This is a genomic window from Mesorhizobium loti R88b, from assembly GCF_013170845.1.
GTDB classification, from domain to species: domain Bacteria; phylum Pseudomonadota; class Alphaproteobacteria; order Rhizobiales; family Rhizobiaceae; genus Mesorhizobium; species Mesorhizobium loti_B.
Genome location: NZ_CP033367.1, coordinates 5,450,385 through 5,470,654, shown reverse-complemented (window position 1 = coordinate 5,470,654; position 20,270 = coordinate 5,450,385). Strand labels below are relative to the sequence as shown.

General features: G+C 63.0%; 15 protein-coding genes. 9 read left to right on the top strand and 6 right to left on the bottom strand.

Going from position 1 to position 20,270, the window contains the following annotated elements:
- Positions 1-73 precede the first annotated feature (73 nt).
- The 5 genes from EB235_RS26870 (at position 74) to EB235_RS26850 (ending at position 7,736) form a co-directional block, all read left to right on the top strand.
- On the top strand, positions 74-1,633 hold the full coding sequence (locus tag EB235_RS26870; protein ID WP_027034370.1) for a Do family serine endopeptidase: 1,560 nt from the start codon (positions 74-76) through the stop codon (positions 1,631-1,633).
- Between the two features lie 354 nt (positions 1,634-1,987).
- The gene (locus EB235_RS26865) at positions 1,988-2,662 is read left to right on the top strand and encodes a response regulator transcription factor (RefSeq protein WP_027034371.1); all 675 of its coding nucleotides are present in this window, start codon (positions 1,988-1,990) and stop codon (positions 2,660-2,662) included.
- A 112-nt stretch (positions 2,663-2,774) separates the two neighbouring features.
- Positions 2,775-4,256 carry a sensor histidine kinase gene (locus tag EB235_RS26860; RefSeq protein ID WP_027034372.1) on the top strand — a complete coding sequence of 494 codons (1,482 nt, stop codon included), beginning with the start codon at positions 2,775-2,777 and terminating at the stop codon, positions 4,254-4,256.
- Entirely contained in the window at positions 4,256-7,216 is a 2,961-nt protein-coding gene (locus EB235_RS26855) for a bifunctional [glutamine synthetase] adenylyltransferase/[glutamine synthetase]-adenylyl-L-tyrosine phosphorylase (RefSeq protein ID WP_027034373.1), read from the top strand. The genes EB235_RS26860 and EB235_RS26855 overlap by 1 nt, the downstream gene beginning before the upstream one ends.
- 49 nt (positions 7,217-7,265) lie before the next feature.
- Positions 7,266-7,736 (top strand): hypothetical protein, encoded by a 471-nt coding sequence (locus EB235_RS26850; RefSeq protein ID WP_027034374.1) that lies wholly within the window; start codon positions 7,266-7,268, stop codon positions 7,734-7,736.
- Positions 7,737-7,783: 47 nt separating this feature from the next.
- Here EB235_RS26850 and EB235_RS26845 read toward each other — a convergent pair whose 3' ends face one another.
- Both EB235_RS26845 and pepN read right to left on the bottom strand, forming a co-directional pair.
- On the bottom strand, positions 7,784-10,105 hold the full coding sequence (locus tag EB235_RS26845) for a PAS domain-containing sensor histidine kinase (RefSeq protein WP_027034375.1): 2,322 nt from the start codon (positions 10,103-10,105) through the stop codon (positions 7,784-7,786).
- A 196-nt stretch (positions 10,106-10,301) separates the two neighbouring features.
- On the bottom strand, positions 10,302-12,947 hold the full coding sequence (gene pepN, locus EB235_RS26840) for an aminopeptidase N (protein WP_027034376.1): 2,646 nt from the start codon (positions 12,945-12,947) through the stop codon (positions 10,302-10,304).
- Positions 12,948-13,094: 147 nt separating this feature from the next.
- On the opposite strand from pepN, the gene EB235_RS26835 reads away from it, so the two are divergent.
- Positions 13,095-14,117, top strand: a complete 1,023-nt coding sequence (locus EB235_RS26835) for a DMT family transporter (RefSeq protein ID WP_245268931.1) — start codon at positions 13,095-13,097, stop codon at positions 14,115-14,117.
- Here EB235_RS26835 and EB235_RS26830 read toward each other — a convergent pair whose 3' ends face one another.
- From EB235_RS26830 to EB235_RS26820, 3 genes are read right to left on the bottom strand one after another with little or no spacing between them, the layout of a single operon-like run.
- Positions 14,118-14,930: a helix-turn-helix domain-containing protein gene (locus tag EB235_RS26830; RefSeq protein ID WP_027034378.1), complete on the bottom strand. Its 813-nt coding sequence runs from the start codon at positions 14,928-14,930 to the stop codon at positions 14,118-14,120.
- A gap of 54 nt (positions 14,931-14,984) precedes the next feature.
- Positions 14,985-15,857 carry a uracil-DNA glycosylase gene (locus EB235_RS26825; RefSeq protein WP_027034379.1) on the bottom strand — a complete coding sequence of 291 codons (873 nt, stop codon included), beginning with the start codon at positions 15,855-15,857 and terminating at the stop codon, positions 14,985-14,987.
- Between the two features lie 51 nt (positions 15,858-15,908).
- The gene (locus EB235_RS26820; protein ID WP_027034380.1) at positions 15,909-16,553 is read right to left on the bottom strand and encodes a hypothetical protein; all 645 of its coding nucleotides are present in this window, start codon (positions 16,551-16,553) and stop codon (positions 15,909-15,911) included.
- Here EB235_RS26820 and EB235_RS26815 point away from each other — a divergent pair.
- The 3 genes from EB235_RS26815 (at position 16,552) to EB235_RS26805 (ending at position 19,114) form a co-directional block, all read left to right on the top strand.
- On the top strand, positions 16,552-16,710 hold the full coding sequence (locus tag EB235_RS26815; protein ID WP_155256493.1) for a hypothetical protein: 159 nt from the start codon (positions 16,552-16,554) through the stop codon (positions 16,708-16,710). The two genes, EB235_RS26820 and EB235_RS26815, sit on opposite strands and share 2 nt — an antisense overlap.
- 63 nt (positions 16,711-16,773) lie before the next feature.
- Entirely contained in the window at positions 16,774-18,453 is a 1,680-nt protein-coding gene (locus EB235_RS26810) for an electron transfer flavoprotein-ubiquinone oxidoreductase (RefSeq protein ID WP_027034381.1), read from the top strand.
- 61 nt (positions 18,454-18,514) lie between these two features.
- The gene (locus EB235_RS26805) at positions 18,515-19,114 is read left to right on the top strand and encodes a DUF922 domain-containing protein (protein WP_027034382.1); all 600 of its coding nucleotides are present in this window, start codon (positions 18,515-18,517) and stop codon (positions 19,112-19,114) included.
- Positions 19,115-19,191: 77 nt separating this feature from the next.
- Here the strand turns inward: EB235_RS26805 and EB235_RS26800 are convergent, their stop codons facing one another.
- Positions 19,192-20,226, bottom strand: a complete 1,035-nt coding sequence (locus tag EB235_RS26800; RefSeq protein ID WP_080680988.1) for an endonuclease/exonuclease/phosphatase family protein — start codon at positions 20,224-20,226, stop codon at positions 19,192-19,194.
- Positions 20,227-20,270: the final 44 nt, after the last annotated feature.

Here is a 20,270-nt window from a genome sequence, read left to right as displayed (position 1 = left end):
GTGCGCCTCTCTAATTCTCTCTCCCCGAGGATGCCGATCAAGCAGCGTCCGTTTGAAAGAGGATAAGAGACCCATGAATATTGCCCCCAATTCATATTCCCGAACCCGCAACCGTCTCCTGGCTGCCGCCGCTTCCGTCGCCGTTGCCGGTGTGATCGGCGTTGGCGCGCTGACCAGTGGAACCAGTCCTGTTCTAGCCGATGCCGTACGTGTCGAGGCACCGCAGGTGCAAGGCTTTGCAGATGTGGTCGAGCGCGTTTCGCCCGCCGTCGTCAGCGTCAAGGTGAAGGCCAAGATCCAGCCGACCGCTGATGATGGCTCCGATGATCAGGACGGTCTGGATAATCTTCCCAACAATCCGCAGTTGCGACGCTTCTTCAAGGAGTTCCGCGGCTTCGGCGACCAGAACAGCCAGAACGGCCAGAACGATGATGGTCATCGCCGCTTCGGTAACCGCGACCGCAACAACGACCAGCCGCGGCCGGTGGCGCAGGGCTCCGGGTTCTTCATTTCCGAGGACGGCTACCTCGTCACCAACAACCATGTCGTTGAGGAAGGCACCGCTTTCACCGTGGTGACCAGTGACGGCAAGGAACTCGATGCCAAGCTGGTCGGCACCGACCCGCGCACCGACCTCGCCGTGCTCAAGGTCGATGGTGGCGGCAAGTTCACCTATGTTGACTTCGCCGATGATTCCAAGGTTCGGGTCGGCGACTGGGTCGTGGCGGTCGGCAATCCGTTCGGGCTCGGCGGCACCGTCACCGCCGGCATCGTCTCGGCGCGCGGCCGTGACATCGGCGCCGGACCTTATGACGATTTCCTCCAGATCGATGCCTCGGTTAATCGCGGCAATTCGGGTGGCCCGACCTTCAATCTCAACGGCCAGGTGGTCGGCATCAACACGGCGATCTTCTCGCCTTCCGGCGGTAGCGTCGGCATCGCCTTCGACATTCCGGCCTCGACCGCCAAGCAGGTTGTCGAAGACCTGATGAACAGCGGTGCGGTTCAGCGCGGCTGGCTCGGCGTCGAGATCCAGCCGGTCACATCAGACATCGCCGAATCGCTCGGTCTGAAGTCCAACAATGGGGCGTTGGTGTCGAGCGCCCAGGACGACGGCCCCGGCAAGAAGGCCGGCATAACAGCCGGTGACGTGATCACCCAGGTCGAGGGCAAGGACGTCGCGTCGCCAAAGGAACTCGCCCGCCTGATTGGCGCTTATTCGCCGGGCAAATTGGTCGACGTCACTGTCTGGCGGGACGGCAAGAGCCAGACCATCAAGGTCGATCTCGGCAAGCTGCCGGCAAGTGACAAGCAGGCCTCGAATGACCAGCAACAGCAGCCCGCCGCTCCGGCAAAGCCCGACACGCTTGCCGATCTCGGCCTCAAAGTCACCAAATCTGAAAACGGCAAGGGTCTTGTGGTGACCGATGTCGATCCCGACAGCGATGCCGCCGATCGTGGCATCCAGCCGGGTGACGTCATCACCGCGGTCAATTCGACAGAAGTGAATGGCGCCGACGACATCACCAAGGCGATGACCGAAGCGGTGAAATCCGGCCGCAAGGCAGTGCTGATGCAGATCACCCGCGACGACAACAACCGCTTCGTCGCGCTGCCCGTCGCCAAGGGCTGACAACGACTTTTCCGATGCGGCGGTTTCAAACACCCCCGAGCCGCCGCATGGGAAAGCATGGAGCCGGGTACGTTAGTCAGTCATCGTGCTCTCCTCCGGCGGCAGCGGGCCTCCCATCGCCCGCTGCCGCACATTTTGAAAGCCTACCCAAAACGCTCCCTCGGGTCTGGGCCGAGAGGATGTGGTGATTGCAGGATCATGCCCGAACACAGGCATGTCCGGGATGAAGATAATCAGAGAACAAGATTTTATCGCACGCGGTCTCGATCATCTTGATCGCGATGCGCTTTGGCAAAGGCTAAAATGCAGATGCCTACTACTCAACCTTCCAGCGAAATCGCGTATAACGGTCCTATGAAGATTCTTGTCATAGAAGATGATCGCGAGGCTGCGGATTATCTGCAGAAAGCCTTTGCCGAGGCCGGTCATACCGCGCATGTCGCCGGTGATGGCGAAACCGGCTTCGCGCTGGCCGACGCCGGTGACTATGACGTGATGGTCATCGACCGGATGATGCCGCGCCGAGACGGCCTGTCGGTCATTGCCGGCCTTAGATCGCGGGGCAACACCACACCGGTGCTGATCCTGTCGGCACTGGGTGAGGTCGATGACCGGGTCACGGGTCTGCGCGCCGGCGGCGATGATTATCTGACCAAGCCCTACGCATTCTCCGAACTTCTGGCCCGCGTCGAGGTGTTGAACCGCCGCGCCAGCGCCAAGGAGACCGAAACCGTCTACCGGGTTGGCGACCTTGAACTCGACAGGCTGTCGCATTCGGTCCGCCGGGCGGCGCGCGAGATCACGCTGCAGCCGCGCGAATTCCGCCTGCTCGAATATCTGATGCGTCATGCCGGCCAGGTGGTGACGCGCACCATGCTGCTCGAAAATGTCTGGGATTATCATTTCGATCCGCAGACCAATGTCATCGACGTTCACGTCTCGCGGCTGCGCGGCAAGATCGAGAAAGGCTTCGACAAGCCTATCCTGCATACGGTTCGCGGCGCCGGCTACATGCTGAAGGGCGGCTAGAGCATGGCCCCGAAAAGTGGGAACCGGTTTTCGGAAAAGGTCATGCTCCAACAAGAAAGAGCTAGATCAGCATGACGATTCGACCAATCGTCATGCTGATCTAGGCAACAGCATGGCTCTTTCCGTGCCCGCCATCATGAAGACGACGGCTGCGCGGCTTTCGGCGCTCTACTTCCTGCTTTTCGCGCTGTGCGCCGTGCTGCTGGTTTTCTACATGACATCGCTGTCAGCGAGCATGCTGACCGGGCAGACGCAGGACACAATCAATGATGAGGTAATAGGCTTGGCCCGCGCCTACAAAAAGGGCGGCCTGCCGTTGCTGGTCCGCGTGGTCGAAAACCGCTCCCGTCAGCCCGGCGCCAACCTCTATCTGATCGCCGACGCCAATGGCCAGATCCTGACCGGCAATGTGCAGGCCCTGGAACCTGGTGTGATCGATACTGAGGGCTGGACGACCGAGCCGTTCTCCTACAAGCGCTTCGGCGAAGGCGAGCTCGACCGTCTGCGCAGCGGGACGTCCGACCAGACGACGTCTCCTGCAACTGGCGACAACGCAGCGCCGCAGGCAGAAGGCGAGAAGGGTCACAATGCCATTGCGCTGGTGCTGCGGCTGCCCAACCAGATGATCCTGCTGGTCGGCCGCGATCTTGGCGAACCGGAGCGCTTCCGTGCCGTCATCCGCCGCGCCTTGATGCTGGCGCTCGGCATGATGGGGCTCGGCGGACTGCTGATCTGGTTCTTTGTCGGCCGCGCCGCGCTGAAGCGCATCGACAGCGTGTCGGAGGCGAGCCGCCGCATCATGGGCGGCGATCTCTCGGGCCGACTGCCGGTGACCGGCGCCGGCGACGAATTCGACCGGCTTTCGGAAAACCTCAATGCCATGCTGGCCAGGATTCATACGCTGAACGAAGGCCTGAAGCAGGTTTCCGACAACATCGCGCATGATTTGAAGACGCCGCTGACCCGGCTGCGCAACCGGGCAGAAGCGACACTGTCCGGCAAGCACAAGCCAGCCGATTACCGTCAGGCGCTGGAAGGCACAATCACCGAGTCCGATCAGCTGATAAAGACCTTCAATGCTATCCTGATGATCTCCCGGCTGGAGGCCGGATATTCTTCCGAACACACCAACCGCGTCGATCTGGCGGCGGCCGTGCGTGACGTCGTCGAGCTCTACGAGCCGGTGGCGGAAGAGGCAGGCGTTTCGCTCGAAGCCGAAGTGAATGGTGCTTTTCTCGTCGACGGCAACCGCGAATTGATTGGCCAGGCGCTGTCCAACATCGTCGACAATGCGATCAAATATTCGACGGACTCCACGTCCAAACCCACGGTCCGTGTGGCGCTCGAGCGGACCCATGGCGAGATCAGGCTTTCCGTCGCCGACAACGGCCAGGGCATTCCCGACGATGCTGATCGGGCCCGGGCGACCGAGCGTTTCGTGCGGCTGGAGAAGAGCCGTTCGCAGCCCGGCTCCGGCCTTGGCCTCAGCCTCGCCAAGGCGGTGATGACCTTCCACTACGGCCGGCTTGATCTCCTGCCTGGCAATCCGGGACTATCCGTGGTCATGAGTTTCCCCGCGCGGGAGGATCATTGATGGCCGTGGTCGCGAAACGGACGGCTACGGACTGGCTGCTGAAGCCGGCGGTTGGGCTTGTCCCTCTCGACGAAGCGCGCGCGCGGCAGGAGCTGGCCGAAATCGCTGCGGCGGCACGCGAAGAAGGGCTGACGCGGCTTGCCAGGTTCCTGGGCGGCAAGGGGGAGGGCCAGGATTTCCTGGCCGCCGTCTTCGACCTCTCCCCATTCCTGCGGGACATGGCGCGGCGCAGGCCTCGGATTGTGGATGCTCTTTTCGACCAGCCGGTCGAGGCGCGTCTCAAAACGATCACCACTGCGATCGATCAAGCGTCTTTGGCTGAGACGGTTTCCGAATCCAGCCTGATGATGGAGCTGCGCCAGTGCAAGGCCGAGGCGCATTTCCTGATCGCGCTCGCCGATCTCGCAGGCGAGGCGGAAACATCTCTTACCGTACGGCGGCTGAGCGATCTTGCCGATGCCTGCACCCGTGCAGCCGTCGACTTCCTGCTGTGTGATGCGCATGGCCAAGGCAAGCTCAAACTGCCGGACCTCGACAACCCGTCGCGGCAATCGGGCTGGATCCTGCTCGGCATGGGCAAGCTTGGCGCGCATGAGCTTAATTTCTCGTCCGATATCGATCTCGTCGTCTTCTTCGATCCGGAAGCGCCTGCCGTGGTCGATCCTCTCGACGCAACCGAACTGTTTTCGCGGCTGACGCGACGGCTGGTCCGCATACTGCAGGACCGCACCGAGCACGGCTATGTCTTCCGGACCGATCTGAGGCTGCGCCCCGATCCCGGTTCGACCCCGCTGGCGATCCCTGTCGAAGCCGCACTGCGCTACTACGAGGCGCGCGGCCAGAACTGGGAGCGTGCGGCGATGATCAAGGCGCGTCCGGTGGCCGGCGATCTGGCTGCGGGTGCCGCCTTCCTCAAGGAGCTTCAGCCCTATATCTGGCGCAAATACATGGACTACGCGGCGATTGCCGACGTCCATTCGATCAAGCGCCAGATCCACGCCCACAAGGGTCATGGCGAGATCGCGGTGAAGGGCCACAATGTCAAGCTCGGACGCGGCGGCATCCGCGAGATCGAGTTCTTCGTCCAGACCCAGCAGCTCATCGCCGGTGGTCGCTTCCCCGAACTGCGCGGCCGCGAGACGGTGCCGATGCTTGGCCAGCTTGCCGCGCGCGGCTGGATCACATCAGACGCAGGTGACGCGCTCGCCCGCCAATACTGGTTCCTGCGCCGCGTCGAACACGCCGTCCAGATGGTGGCCGACGAGCAGACGCACACGCTGCCGGAAGACGACGAAGGGCTGGAGCGGATCGCCCGCATGCTGGGTTTTGCCGATGCGGCTGCCTTTTCGCTGGCGTTCCGCGCCTCGTTGCAGCAGGTCGAGCGCCATTATGCGGCGCTGTTTGAAACAGCGCCGGAGCTTTCGGCGGGGATCGGCAATCTGGTCTTCACCGGCGATGTCGACGACCCCGACACGCTGCAGACCCTGCATGGTCTCGGCTTCCAGCGGCCGAGTGACATCTGCCGCGTCATCCGCGGCTGGCATTTCGGCCGCTATCGCGTCACCCGGTCGGCGGAGGCGCGCGAGCGGCTGACGGAGTTGACGCCGGCCTTGCTGCGCGCTTTCGGCCAGACACGCCGGGCGGACGAAGCCTTGATCCGCTTCGACGAGTTCCTTGCCGGTCTGCCGGCCGGCATCCAGCTGTTCTCGCTGCTCCAGTCCAACCCGGCGCTGCTCAAGCTGATAGCGACGATCATGGGCGCCGCGCCCCGGCTGGCGGCGATCATCACGCGCCGACCCCATGTCTTCGACGGCCTGCTCGACCCGGCCTTGCTGACAGAGTTGCCGGACCGCGCCTATTTGTCTGCGCGGCTTTCGGCCTTTCTTGAGGGCGACCGCCTCTATGAAGACGTGCTCGACCGGCTGCGCATCTTTGCCTCGGAGCAGAAATTCCTGATTGGTGTTCGACTGCTCGCCGGGTCGATCGATCCGGCTCGTGCCGGCCGCGCCTTTTCCGATCTGGCTGATCTTACCATCGAGGCAGCGTTACGGGCAGTGATGGCCGAATTCTCGGCACGGCACGGCACGATAGCTGGCGGCGTCGTTTCGCTGCTTGGCATGGGCAAGCTCGGCAGCCGCGAATTGACCGCGGGGTCGGATGTCGACCTCATCCTGCTTTACGATCACGATGCAGACGCCGAGGATTCCGACGGCGACAAGCCATTGGCGCCGTCGCACTACTACACCCGCATGACGCAGCGGCTGATCTCGGCTGTATCCGCACCGACGGCGGAGGGTGTGCTCTACGAGCTCGACCTGCGGCTGCGGCCGTCCGGCAACAAGGGGCCGGTGGCCACCCATATCGATGCCTTCAAGAAATACCAGCGCCAGGAGGCCTGGACCTGGGAGCATATGGCGCTGTCGCGGGCGCGTGCAATCGCCGGCGATGGCGGTCTGTGCGCTGAGGTCGAAGCGGAAGTGGCGGCCGTGCTTGACCAGCCGCGCGACGCTGCAAAAGTGAGGGCGGAAGCCTCGGACATGCGTGCCATGATCGAGACGGAAAAGCCGCCACGCGATCTCTGGGACATCAAGCTGATCCCCGGAGGGCTGATCGATCTCGAATTCATCGCCCAGGTGGCTCTCATCACCGGGCAGGTCGAGGCTGGGCCACGCGTCACCGGTACGGCCGAGATCCTGTCTCGCTTGACACCGCGCTTCGCCGATGCCGGAGTCAGGCAGGAACTTGCCGATGCTTATGCGCTCTATCTGGCGCTGACCCAGATGACGCGGCTGTGCCTCACCGGCGCCTTTGAGCGCGACGATGTTCCGCCAGGGCTTTCGGATCTGCTTCTGGCGGTCACCGACCTGCCGGATTTCGGTGTGCTGGAAGCGCACCTCAAGGAGACGTCGCAAAAGGTCAGGAAGGACTTCGACCTTTTACTTCGTGCTGGACGACCGTGAAATAGCGGGTCCGGCCGCATCGGGGGTGACGATGCAACAGGAGAAGACCATGAGAAAGTCAACCAAACTCGCATTTGCTTTCATCGCTCTCGCCGGTGCCGTCGGCAGCGCGGCGTACGCCGAAAACATCGACAGCGCAAAGATTCGCGAGCGCACGATGATGCGTCTCGACAGGGCGGTGAATGACAATGGCGGCACCATCACCTTCGACCAATTCTCGGATGCCATGAACGCCCGGCTGAAGAAGCTCGTCGCCGACAATGGCGGCAAGCTGACCGTCGCCCAACTCGCCGATGCGCTGGAGAAGGCCCGTTTCGAACGCATGGCCAAGCGCATCATCGCCCGCTACGACGCCAGGGGCGATGGCACGCTGACCTCAGACGACATCACCGGTCGCGAGAAGAAGGTCTTCGCCATGCTCGACAAGAACAATGACGGCAAGATCGAGAAGAGCGAGCTGCCGAAGGGCAGGCGTTTTGGCCATCATCGCCAATCGGATGACGACGGCGGCGTACAGTGAAGCTGCAGAAGACAGCAGGCTCCGGCAACATTGACTGGGCCTGCTGCTCAAGCCGCGACTTTGACCGCCTGGGTCGCCCTCTTCACCGGTATACGCACCGACACGATCGTGCCGACGCCCTCGGTCGAACGGATCTTCAGCGCGCCGCCTTGGAGCTCGGCCAGCGAGCGCGAGATCGCAAGGCCAAGGCCTGATCCGGCGTGGTTCTTGGAAAACTGGTTCTGCACCTGTTCGAAGGGCCGCCCGAGCTTGCCGAGCGCCGCTTTCGGGATGCCGCAGCCATTGTCTTCGATCGTCAGCACCAACGCGCCTGATGTGTTGCGGGCCCGGACCGATATGTGTCCGCCCTGGCCGGTGAACTTTACCGCGTTGGACAGGAGGTTGATGACGATCTGCTTGATCGCCCGGCGATCCGCAAACAGTGTCAGCGCGTCGGCGATACGCGTTTCGACGGTGATCGCCTTTTGCGCGGCCTGCAGCGAGACGACGCGGACCGTCTCGCTGATCAGCGGCCCGAGATCGATCTGCTCCTGATCCAGCGAGAACTGGCCAGCCTCGATCTTGGACATATCGAGAATGTCGTTGATGACGCCGAGCAGATATTTGCCGCTGCTGTTGATATCGGTGGCGTACTCCTCGTAGCGCTCCGAGCCGAGCGGGCCGAACAGCCCCTGTTCCATCAGTTCGGAGAAGCCGATGATGGCGTTCAGCGGCGTGCGCAGTTCATGCGACATGTTGGCCAGGAATTCGGATTTGGCCCGGTTCGCCGCTTCGGCGCGTTCGGTTTCCTTCATGTATTTGCGGTTGAGGTCGACCAGCTCACTGGAACGCTCCTCTTCGGAGCGCCTGGCGAGGCTGAGATCGTGGATCGTTGCCATCAGCCTGCGTTCGCTGTCGACCAGCTTTTCCTGATGCAGCTTGATCTGGGTGATGTCGGATCCGACCGAGACGATGCCGCCATCCCTGGTCCTGAGTTCGTTGACCTGCAGCCAGCGGCCGTCATTCAGCTGCCGCTCGAAAGTGGCGCCGCCTTGCGGACCATTGGTGTTGGCGAGCCGGCGCTCGGAAGCAAAGGCAAGCATCCGCTCTTCCAGGGACGCGCGCGTCACGCCCGGCATCACGTCGCGATCCGAAAGCCCGTTGTCCTGCTGGTATTTGGAGTTGCACATGATCAGGCGCTGGGCAGAATCCCACAGCACGAAGGATTCATTGATGTTCTCGATCGCGGTCCGGAGGCGAAGATCGGCCGCCTCGGACCGCAGCGCCAGATGGCGCTGCTCGGTGACGTCGACGGCGATGCCGATCAGCTGGATTTCCGGCGCTTCCGGATCCATGACCTGTGCACGAGCGCGCATCCACACCCATTGGCCATCGGCGTGCCGCATCCGGAACACCTGGTCGATATGATCGATCTCCCGGGCAACAATTTTGTTGGCGAGCTCGAACAGGTCGCCATCCTCGGGGTGGATGATCTCATCGACCTCACCGAAGGACAGCATCGTGTCGCAGGGCTCGTAGCCCAGCATGTCGTACATCGAGCGCGACCAGTACATCTTGCCGCGCACCATGTCCCAGTCCCACAGGCCACAGCGGCCGCGCACCAGCGCCATGTCGATGCGCTGATGCGCTTCGACATAGATGCGGTCGGCGGCCTGCGCCCGCGCCGCCTGCCCGAAATAGGCATAAAGGATGATGATCAGCACGCCGGCTGTCAGCACGAACAGGGTGACGTTGAGCGAGACGGTCTTGCGCCAGGCGTCGAAGACCGCGTCCTGCGGTACCAAAGCCGCCGCGGCACCCTTCTGGTCCTTGGCCACGCTGACCGCGGCATACCAGTCCTGTCCGCCGATGCTGACCTCCATGACGCCGGCGCGATCACCGAACATGAACAGGGGCTGACCGCCTTCGACGAGGCCGTCGAGGGCATGGCCTTGCCAGGGCATCGAGCGCGGCGTCACCGCGGTGATCTTGAAGGCGCTGTCGGTGATGACGAGCACATGGCTGCGGCCCATCGCGCCCTGACGGCTGGTGGTTTCCAGCAGATCCTGAACGGCGCCGGGCACGGTATCCGAGGTCGTGGCCAGAGCACTGGCGAGCTGTGCCGCCGCCAGCGTCAGGATCGCTTTGGCATCGCGCTCGACATCGTCGCGCTCGTTCATCAGCGACAGCACACGCAGCGCCGCGATGACGAGCAGGAAGATGATGATGAGGGCCGGTATCGACCGTCGCAGCAGCGGCTCGGCGGCCAGAAGCCGCTTGTAGGCCGGTTCGGCAATGAGCCGCGTATTCCCGGCAAGGCCATCACTGCGCATCTCGCGACGCGCAAAAGCCATCCCACCGGGCGCGCCCCACGCGTCCGCCTTCGCCATAAATGGCACTCCCCGAATTTGCCTATGCTGCTTGGTGATCCGGCAAACACCGCACTTCCGAATCGTCAGTAAAGAATCAAACGTGATTCGCCTTGTCCAGTGGTCCGGCGAAAAAAGATTAAAAATCGACTAAAATAATGGGCTTTTGGAGCTCCAGTGGCTCGGGCCTTCCCCCTCGCGGGAGAGACAAGGACGCCTAAGCCAGCGTTCGCTCGACAATATCCCTCAGATCCGCCGACAGGTTTTCGGCATTGGCGATCGAAAGCAGCGCTTCCCGGGCCTTGGCTTGCCGGCCCGGTTCGAGCGAACGCCATGACCTCAGCGCTGTCGCCAGCCTTGCCGCCACTTGCGGATTGCGTTTTTCGACCTCGAGCACTGTCTGTGCAAAGAACCGGTAGCCTTCGCCGTCGGCACGATGGAAGCCAGTCTGGTTGGCGCTGGAGAATGTGCCGATCAGCGAGCGCACCCGGTTTGGATTGCCCATCGAGAAGGCCGGGTGAGCGGCCAGGGCACGCACGGTGTCCACAGCTTGTGGTCCCGGCACGCTGGCCTGGATCTGGAACCATTTGTCCATGACCAGCGGATCGGACCCATAAGTCGTCTCGAAAGCCGCCAGCGCCTTGATGGCCTCGAGCGAGCCGTGGTGGCGATGAGCGAGCGCGCCAAGAGCGGCTGCGCGGTCGGTCATGTTGGTCGCGGACTGGAAATGCTCGGCCGCCAATGCCGCCCCACCCGGCAGCAGCGCGAGATAGTCCAGCAATGTGTTGCGCAAGGCACGTCGTCCTGCACTCGTAGCGTCGGGGCTGAACGTGGTTTTGTCGGCAAGGCCGTCGTAGAGGCCGGAAAATGCCACGCCATTGGCGATGCCGATCGCGAGCGCAAGGGCCTGTCGAGCCGTATAGATGGCATCGGGATCAATGTTCTTGCCGATATCGCGGGCGATGTCGGCCTCGCCAGGCAGCGCCAGCGCCAAGGCCCGGTAGGCCGGCTCCAGCGTCTCGTCACCCGCAATGCTGCCGGCGAGCTCGGTCAGCCGCGTCGCGAAGACCGGCTGCTTGCCGCCAAGGATTTCTCGGAAGGCAGCGATCAGCGCATCGGTGAGCAGCGTGTTGAAGGCCTGCCAGCGCGAGAAGGCATCGCTGTCATGGCGGGCGAGGAAGAACTGGTCGTCGGCCTTCTGCTCGACCGACAGCGTCACCGGCGCCGAAAAGCCGCGGTTGAGTGACACAGCTGGGCGCTCGGTCACACCCGAGAACCGCACCACATGGCGGCGCTTGCGGACATGGATGACGCCATGCTCGACGCTGGCGCCCTCGACGCCGCTATAATCGACAGGATTGCCGCCGGTGCCGATCAGACCGAAGGCGAGCGGAATATGCATCAGCCGCTTGCGGCTTTCGGATGGTGTCGGCGGCACCGACTGTTCGATTTCGAGCGTGAATTCCTGCGCGGCCGGATTGTGCGTCGAACTGACCGTCAGATTGGGCGTGCCCGCCTGATGGTACCACAGCGCGAACTGCGACAGGTCGCGGCCCGACGCATCCTCGAACACCTTGATGAAATCCTCGATCGTCGCCGCGTCGCCGTCGTGCCGCTCGAAATAGAGGTCCATGCCGGCGCGAAAGGCCTTAGCCCCAAGGATGGTGCGGATCATGCGCACCACTTCGGAGCCCTTTTCGTAGACCGTCGCCGTGTAGAAATTGTTGATCTCGCGATAGCGGCGCGGCCGCACCGGATGGGCCAGCGGGCCCTGATCCTCGGGGAACTGATGCGCCCGCAGCAGGCGTACCTCGGCGATGCGCTTGACCGGCCGCGAGCGCTGGTCGGCGGAGAATTCATGGTCACGAAAAACCGTCAGCCCTTCCTTCAGGCAAAGCTGGAACCAGTCACGGCAAGTGATTCTGTTGCCTGTCCAATTGTGGAAATATTCGTGCGCGATGATCGCCTCGATATTGGCGAAATCGGCGTCCGTCGCGGTCTCCTGGTCGGCCAGCACATATTTGTCGTTGAAGATGTTTAGGCCCTTGTTCTCCATCGCGCCCATGTTGAAGTCGGACACGGCGACGATGTTGAAGACGTCGAGATCGTATTCGCGGCCAAACGCCTCCTCATCCCATTTCATGGATCGCTTCAGCGCATCCATCGCGTAGCCGGCCAGCTTCTCCTTGCCGGGCTCGACATAGATGCCGAGCTCGACCTTACGGCCGGATAGTGTGACGAAACTGTCTGCGACCTGACCGAGATTGCCGGCCACCAGCGCGAACAGATAGGACGGCTTGGGGAAGGGGTCGTGCCAGACGGCATAATGCCAGCCGTCGCCGAGATCGCCTTTTTCTCCGGGATTGCCGTTGGACAGGAGCAGCGGAGCCTCGTCACGCAGCGCCTCAATGCGCACGGTATAGACGGACAGGATATCGGGGCGATCGAGGAAATAGGTGATGCGGCGAAAGCCTTCGGCCTCGCATTGCGTGCAATAGACGTTGTTCGAGCGGTAGAGGCCCATCAGGGCTTCGTTGCCGGCGGGCTCCAACTGGGTTTCGATGAGCAACTGGAAACGGCGGGCGGCCGGTGGCTTGAGAATGGTCAGCTGGTCAGGTGTTGCCAGCAGATCCGCCGGTTTTGCCTTCTTGCCGTTGATCTCGATGCGCTTGAGCGTCAGCCCGTCGCCGTCGAGCACCAATGGCGCCGACACGGACACCCCCTCGCGACGCTCGATCGTCAGTGTAGCGGTGACGATTGTGGCCTCGGGCGAAAGGCGGAAGGTGAGATTGGTCTGCGGAATGAGATAATCGTTGGGGCGATAGTCTTCGAGCTTGAAGACCTGGCCGGTGTCCGTGCGCATTCCGTTGTTTTTCCTGTCGATTGCGTTGGGAGCGGACTTCCTGCCGGTCCAAGAAATTGAAGTCCGCGCTCTTTACACGAAACAGTCCCTCGACAAAACTGCGAGAGGGTCTATCGAGGCCTTACTTTGCGGCATCGCGGCCAACGCATGTTGAATGCCAGCGTTGCCGGGCATACAGGCAACGATCAAGGACCGATCGCCAGCGTGACATCAGGAGCCGGGGCTCAACCAGAAACAACCGGTGGTCACGACACTCTGAGGGGCATTGCCCTGAAGATCGTGTCGGTGGCGGTTTTTGTCGGCATGCAAACCTGCATCAAGGCGGCCGGCGAGGTGCCGGCCGGGCAGATCGTCTTCTTCCGCTCGTTCTTCGCCATCTTCCCGATCATTGCCTTCCTGGCCTTGAAGGGACATCTGTCGACGGCATTCGTCACCAAACGTCCCTTCAACCATGTCGCGCGAGGCATCGTCGGCGTCGGCGCCATGGGGCTTGGCTTCTTCGCGCTCACCAGGTTGCCGCTGCCGGAGGCGATCACGCTGAACTATGCACAACCGCTGCTGGTCGTGGTGTTCTCCTCGGTCTTCCTTGGCGAGACGATCCGCGTCTATCGCTGGAGCGCAGTCGCGATCGGTCTCATTGGCGTGCTCATCATTTCCTGGCCGGAGCTGACCCTGCTCAACTCGGATGAAGGGCTCGATGATCAGGAGGTCCTGGGCGTCATGGCCGCGCTGGTGGCCGCGGCGATCTCGGCTGTCGCCATGCTGCTTGTGCGCAATCTCGTGCAAACGGAGAAGACGGCGACCATCGTGTTATGGTTCTCGTCGACCGCCAGCGTGCTCTCCCTGCTGACGCTGCCTTTCGGCTGGCAATCGCTGACGCCGGCGCAAGCCGCGCTGCTCGTCATGGCCGGCTTCTGCGGCGGCCTCGGCCAGATCCTGATGACCTCGGCCTATCGCCATGCCGAGGCCTCGGTGGTGGCGCCGTTCGAATACACGTCGATGATCCTCGGCGTCATCGTCGGCTATTTCGTTTTCGGCGACGTGACCTCGTTCAGGACGCTGGTCGGCGGTGTGATCGTGGTGGCCGCTGGCATCTTCATCATCTGGCGCGAGCGGCAACTCGGACTGGAGCGCAAGCGAGCGCGCAAGGTGACGCCTCCACAAGGCTGATCAGGAGCGGTCGCTCCGCTCCTTAGCCAGCCGCACCAGCACCGCCCTTGTCTGTTCATCCGCAGGGAAGAAGGACTCAATCGCCAGTTCCGACAAGGTCACGTCGAGCGGCGTGCCGAACACGGTAATGGTACTTATGAACGACAGCACCTGATCGCCATGGGCCAGCCTGAGCGGATGCACGATGGCATTCGGCTCGACGGTGGTTGGCCTGCTGCCCTTGAGGCCGGAAGGATAGCTGCGCAATTCGCGCTCCAGCTCGACCAGCACCGGGTCGCCGGCGGCATCGTTCTGGTGCTTGAGACGCTCGAGCAGGTGCGTGCGCCATTCCTGGAGGTTGACGATGCGCGGTGCGATACCGCCGGGATGCAGGCTGAGGCGAAGCACATTGACTGGTGACGTCAGCAGCGAAGCCTCGCTGACATCGGCTAGGAACGGAGCGATCGCGGCATTGGCCGAAACCAGGTTCCAGTGCCTGTCCACCGCCAGCGCCGGGAACGGCTCATGGCCCTTGAGCACAATCTCGACCGCCGCCATCGCCGGTGCCAGCATCGTGTCGGTAAGCGGCCGTTCGCCGAAGCTCGGCGCAAAGCCCGCAGCCAGCAGCAACTGATTGCGTTGCCTCAACGGGATCGCCAACTGCTCGGCCAGGTGCAAGACCATGTCACGGGAGGGCGCGGCACGCCCGCTTTCGACGAAGGAGAGATGCCGCTGCGAAATCTCGGCTTCCATGGCGAGGTCGAGCTGGCTCATGCGGCGGCGCGTGCGCCATTCGCGGATGAGGCTGCCGGCGGAGGTTTGGGCTGTTGTCATAGCAGGATGGTTAGGCCGACAGGGACGGCATTTCAATTACCTGCGAAGTCATCGCTAAGAGAGCGTCCGCAGCTTCGCCTTCACCTCGAGAAAGTCCCGCCATGCCAGCTTCTTGTGGGCGGGTGTCCGCAGCAGATAGGCCGGATGAAGCGTCGGCATGGCCGGAATGGCGATGCCGGAGGCGGTGGTGTGGACACGCCAGTTGCCACGAAGCCGCAAAATGCCTTCCGAGGTGTTGAGCAAGGTCTTGGCCGACGGCCCGCCGAGATTGACCAGCACCTTTGGATTGACCAGTTCGATCTGCCGTTCGATGAACGGCCGGCAGATTTCGGTTTCGTGTGGCGTCGGCGTGCGATTGCCCGGCGGCCGCCATGGAATGACATTGGCGATGTAGACCGAAGTGCGGTCGAGCCCGATCGCCGCCAGCATGCGGTCGAGCAGCCGGCCGGAACGGCCGACGAAAGGCAGCCCCTCGATGTCCTCGTCGCGACCGGGCGCCTCGCCGACCAGCATCACGGCCGACTCCGGATTGCCGTCGGCGAACACCAGATTCTTGGCGGTGGTCTTGAGATTGCAGCCGTCGAAGGCCGCCATATGCTGGCGTAGCTCGTCCAGGGTCGTTGCCGTCGTCGCCAACTGGCGCGCAAGCGCCGCTTGTGCTTCGTCTGGCACCGCGGCGACCGACGAACGCGCCGGCGGCGCATCCGGCACCCGGCTCGCATCCAGTCCGGGAGCTGCCGGTCGCTCCGGCGCCTTGTCTTCGCGAGGGGGCGCCGCTGGCACTGGCGCGCGCTCCACAGGCCTCGGCGCAGCCTCGGCGAAGCGATTCACCGGGGCGTCTTCCAGCGCCTCATCGACGCCGGCGCTGGCATAGAAAGCCAGGATGTCGGCAATTTCGGTCGGGCTGTTGGGGGAGGCGGCAGTCATGGCACGCACATTCGTCCGCATGACTGCAATTTGCAAGGCTGGCGGCTCGCCCTATCCCGTCGGTATGCGTGGATCCTGCACGACATAGAAGGTCCACCGGGGCGTGTAGTCGGTCATCAGGAACTCGAAGCTGGCCGTCTTGAGCGGATCGACCTTGCCATTCTTGAACAGCAAGCGGTCATAGGGTTCGAAGTCGCGGTCGAAATTGGCGAAGTTGCTCGACCGGATATCGTCGGTTGTCTTGTTGCGCTGATCGAACGAAAGCCCGTCGCCAAAGACACTTGGCTGATCCAGTATCTCCTGAAGCTCGAACTGGAACTCGATCCAGGCTTGGCCGCTGTTGTTGAGCACGTCGATGCGCATGTACATGATGCCATTGGCGAACTCGCCCGCCTTGCCGAACGCCTGGATTGGCTTGGTGGTGCGGATGGTCAGCGTCACCGGTGTCGCCGAATTCAGCTCTTCGGTGATGACAAGCGGATCGTCCTTGGTTCCGATGCCGGAGGCTCCGGTGATGCGGAAGCCGCCAAGCTCATCGGAAAAGGAGTAGGCGCCTGTTGCCCAGACTTTCACCTCGTCCGCCGCGGCGTGACCCGGTGCCGATATCAGAAGGGCCAGAAGAATCGCCCGGCAGGCCCGGCCGGACGGGAAAAGGAAGCGCGTCGAAGGAAAGCCGGCTGGCCCAGGAATGCGCATGGCGGGAAGTATGGCCGATAAGCAAGCCGCCGAACAATTAAAAAACGCAAGCGCGGCAGGGCGCATCGGGCACAAACGGTTGCCTTGCCGCAGGATGCGCGACTTTTTGGCCAAATCCGCATTGTCACGTATGCGCCGGTTTCCTGTCGCCGATTGATGCGCTATGCAGCGCAGGAGCCAGCAAGATACGCAACAGCGGCAAGCCAGTGCGGAGGGGTTGATGAGCGACATCGAACGCGAAAGCATGGAATTCGACGTGGTTATCGTCGGCGCCGGACCGGCCGGCCTTGCCGCGGCCATCCGCCTCAAGCAGGTCAATCCGGAGCTTTCCGTCGTCGTGCTGGAAAAGGGCGGCGAGGTCGGTGCGCATATCCTCTCCGGCGCCGTTGTCGACCCGATCGGCATCGACCGGCTGCTGCCGGGCTGGCGCGAGGAGGAGGGCCATCCGTTCAAGACACCGGTCACGGCGGATCATTTCCTGGTGCTGGGCCCTGCCGGCTCGTTCCGCCTGCCCAACATTTTCATGCCGCCACTGATGAACAATCATGGCAATTACATCGTCTCGCTCGGCAATGTCTGCCGCTGGCTGGCGGGTAAGGCCGAGGCGCTCGGCGTCGAGATCTATCCGGGCTTTGCCGCCGTCGGCCTGCTCTACAATGAAGAAGGCGCCGTCACCGGCGTCGTCACCGGCGACATGGGCGTAGAGAAGGACGGCACGCACGGTCCGGGCTTCGCGCCGGGCATGGCGCTGATGGGCAAATATGTGCTGATCGGCGAAGGCGCACGCGGCTCGCTCGCCAAACAGCTGATCGCCAAATACAAGCTCTCCGATGGCCGCGAGCCCGGCAAGTACGGCATCGGCCTGAAGGAACTCTGGCAGGTCAAGCCGGAGAACCACCGGCCGGGCCTGGTGCAGCATTCCTTCGGCTGGCCGCTCGACATGAAGACCGGCGGTGGCTCCTTCCTCTACCACCTCGAGGATAACCAGGTGGCGGTCGGCTTCGTCCTCCACCTCAATTACAAGAACCCCTATCTGTCGCCGTTCGAGGAATTCCAGCGCTTCAAGACGCATCCGGCGATCGCAGGCACGTTCGAGGGCGCCAAGCGGCTGGGCTATGGCGCGCGCGCCATCACCGAAGGCGGCTGGCAATCGGTGCCGAAATTGTCCTTCCCCGGCGGCGCGCTGATGGGCTGTGCTGCCGGCTTCGTCAACGTGCCGCGTATCAAGGGGTCCCACAATGCGGTGCTGTCGGGCATGCTGGCGGCCGATCATGTCAGCGAAGCAATTGCCGCCGGCCGCGCCAATGATGAGCTCAAATCCTACGAGGAAGCTTGGCGGGCGACCGACATCGGCAAGGATTTGAAGAAGGTCCGCAACGTCAAGCCGCTGTGGTCGCGCTTCGGCACCATTGTCGGCATTGGCCTCGGCGGCCTCGACATGTGGCTGAACACGCTGTTCGGCGTCTCGCCCTTCGGCACGCTGAAGCACGGCAAGGCCGACTATGCCGCGCTGGAGCCTGCCGCCAAGCACAAGAAGATCGTTTATCCGAAACCGGATGGCGTGCTGACCTTCGACCGGCTGTCCTCCGTGTTCCTGTCCAACACCAATCACGAAGAGAACGAACCAGTCCATCTGCTGGTCGGTGACATGGAACTGCAGAAGCGCTCCGAACACGACGTCTTTGCCGGGCCTTCGACGCGCTATTGCCCGGCCGGCGTCTACGAATGGGTCGACAAGGATGGCAATGCCGCAGCCGATCCGGCGGCCAAGGACGTGCGCTTCGTCATCAACGCGCAGAACTGCGTCCACTGCAAGACTTGCGACATCAAGGATCCGAACCAGAACATCAACTGGGTGCCGCCGCAGGGCGGCGAGGGCCCGGTCTACCAGGGAATGTGAATGCCCTCAGCGCCGGCGGCATGCTACCGTCGGCCTTGGTCATCTTTGAAGGGAAGCGTGGATGCGCTTGCTCGCACGTTCAGTTCTGGCGGTCATCGGCGCATCGTGCGGCTTCGCTACCGCCGCATCGGCTCATGTCAAAGTCCTGGTGAAGACGCAGACATATGATATTTCCGGCACGACCGGAGAGGCGCTGATCGAGTCCATGGACCGCAATGGCCCACGGCATGGCTTCATGGCCCGCGCCATTGCCCAGACCAGCTATACCAAGGATTGGGATTTCGACTTTGTCCAGGTCAAGGGCTCCTGCCGCATCCGCCAAGCCAACGGGACGCTCAACCTGAACTTTACCTACCCGCATGTTGTTTCCGCGCTCCCGCCGGCGCTCGACAAGCGCTGGGCGCGTTTCTTCACCGGTGTTCGCAAGCATGAGGAGACGCATGGCGACATTGCCAGGCAGATGATGGCGGCGACCGAGAAATCGCTTACCGGGCTCACCACCGCAAACGACGCGCAGTGCTCCAAAACGCGGCGCGAAGCGCGCCGGCGGATCGACGCTGTCTTTGACGAGTACGAGGGCAAGCAGAACGCCTTCGACGCGCGCGAGCACCGGGAGGGCGGTCACGTAGAGTATCTGGTCGATGCCCTGGCGAAATCATAGAGCTTCATCAGCGCTTTTCCGGTGAATTCGATGCTCGCCCCGTAAATGGGCGACCAAACTCAGCCTTGTGGCCAAACTCAGCCTTGTGGCTTGCCTGGCTGAGGCAGGGAGACGGTCGCACTTTCATGCTCGTCGACCGGTTTCTGCTCCTGTGGCCGGAGCGTGAACTCGACCAGCACCGGCAGATGGTCTGAGCCGGTATCCTCCAGCCGCGTCGACGACAGGATCGTCAGCCCGCCCTTGCTGAACACCTGGTCGATCGGCAGGCCCGCATAGCGGCGCAGGAAGTCCGGCAGTGTCCGGTGGATCCAGGTCGGGCCGGCGGAAGGCATAAGCGTCAGCCCACCGAGAGCCGTGACCCGCCGCACCGCGGCACTCCACGGCACGCCGTTGCAGTCGCCGGCCATGATCGCGGTCTCGCCGAGCGTGGCCAGCGGTTGCGCCAGTTCGCCGATCTGCCAGTACTGCTCCTTCGGCCACGGCCAGCTCAGATGGATCGCGGCGACATCGACGCTGATCCCACCGAAGTCAACGGTGGCGATCGCCATGGCGCCGCGCGGCTCGCAATGCGGCGTGCTGCCGGCGACGAAGGGCCGCCGCGACAGCAACGCCACGCCGAACATGCCGTTCGGATAAGGGCACAGGATCCGGTAGGGATAGGCGCTGGTGATGGTGCCAAGCTCGGTCGCCCACATGCCAGACACTTCATCGAGGGTGATCACGTCCGGATTGGTGCGGCCGATCAGCGACAGCACCTTCTTCGGCGTCGGGTTGTTGAAGCGCAAATTCATCTGCAGCAGGCTGTAGACAGCCTGGTCGGCGGGCTTGGCGACCGCCGGCTGCGGCCAAAGCGTCGACAAGGTGCTTGCCGTCGTGGCCAGGCAGGCGATGGCAAAGAGCAGCGCTGCCGCCGCTTGCAGCCGAAACGAGGTGGCGAGCAGCGGCAGTGCCAGAAGCGCCATAAGCACGCTGAGGTGAATGCGGAAATGCGAGAAGGAATCGAACGCCGGATGCAGCGTGCCGAAGAACCCCGCCAACAAGGCGGCCGACAATGCCGTCATCGCCAGGAATGCCAACCCAGCCACCATGTTCGAACGCGCGCCTGTTGTCATTGAGGTCGTGTCTGCTGAATGCCGCCTGCGTTCGATCTGCTTAG

What these genes read in the sequence shown, in the direction of transcription:
- EB235_RS26835 (WP_245268931.1), top strand. Translation starts at nt 13,095, where the DNA reads ATGTTGAATGCCAGCGTTGCCGGGCATACAGGCAACGATCAAGGACCG.
- EB235_RS26830 (WP_027034378.1), bottom strand. Translation starts at nt 14,930, where the DNA reads ATGACAACAGCCCAAACCTCCGCCGGCAGCCTCATCCGCGAATGGCGC.
- EB235_RS26870 (WP_027034370.1), top strand. Translation starts at nt 74, where the DNA reads ATGAATATTGCCCCCAATTCATATTCCCGAACCCGCAACCGTCTCCTG.
- EB235_RS26820 (WP_027034380.1), bottom strand. Translation starts at nt 16,553, where the DNA reads ATGCGCATTCCTGGGCCAGCCGGCTTTCCTTCGACGCGCTTCCTTTTC.
- EB235_RS26810 (WP_027034381.1), top strand. Translation starts at nt 16,774, where the DNA reads ATGAGCGACATCGAACGCGAAAGCATGGAATTCGACGTGGTTATCGTC.
- EB235_RS26815 (WP_155256493.1), top strand. Translation starts at nt 16,552, where the DNA reads ATGGCGGGAAGTATGGCCGATAAGCAAGCCGCCGAACAATTAAAAAAC.
- EB235_RS26805 (WP_027034382.1), top strand. Translation starts at nt 18,515, where the DNA reads ATGCGCTTGCTCGCACGTTCAGTTCTGGCGGTCATCGGCGCATCGTGC.
- EB235_RS26855 (WP_027034373.1), top strand. Translation starts at nt 4,256, where the DNA reads ATGGCCGTGGTCGCGAAACGGACGGCTACGGACTGGCTGCTGAAGCCG.
- EB235_RS26800 (WP_080680988.1), bottom strand. Translation starts at nt 20,226, where the DNA reads ATGACAACAGGCGCGCGTTCGAACATGGTGGCTGGGTTGGCATTCCTG.
- pepN (WP_027034376.1), bottom strand. Translation starts at nt 12,947, where the DNA reads ATGCGCACGGACACCGGCCAGGTCTTCAAGCTCGAAGACTATCGCCCC.
- EB235_RS26850 (WP_027034374.1), top strand. Translation starts at nt 7,266, where the DNA reads ATGAGAAAGTCAACCAAACTCGCATTTGCTTTCATCGCTCTCGCCGGT.
- EB235_RS26865 (WP_027034371.1), top strand. Translation starts at nt 1,988, where the DNA reads ATGAAGATTCTTGTCATAGAAGATGATCGCGAGGCTGCGGATTATCTG.
- EB235_RS26845 (WP_027034375.1), bottom strand. Translation starts at nt 10,105, where the DNA reads ATGGCGAAGGCGGACGCGTGGGGCGCGCCCGGTGGGATGGCTTTTGCG.
- EB235_RS26825 (WP_027034379.1), bottom strand. Translation starts at nt 15,857, where the DNA reads ATGACTGCCGCCTCCCCCAACAGCCCGACCGAAATTGCCGACATCCTG.
- EB235_RS26860 (WP_027034372.1), top strand. Translation starts at nt 2,775, where the DNA reads ATGGCTCTTTCCGTGCCCGCCATCATGAAGACGACGGCTGCGCGGCTT.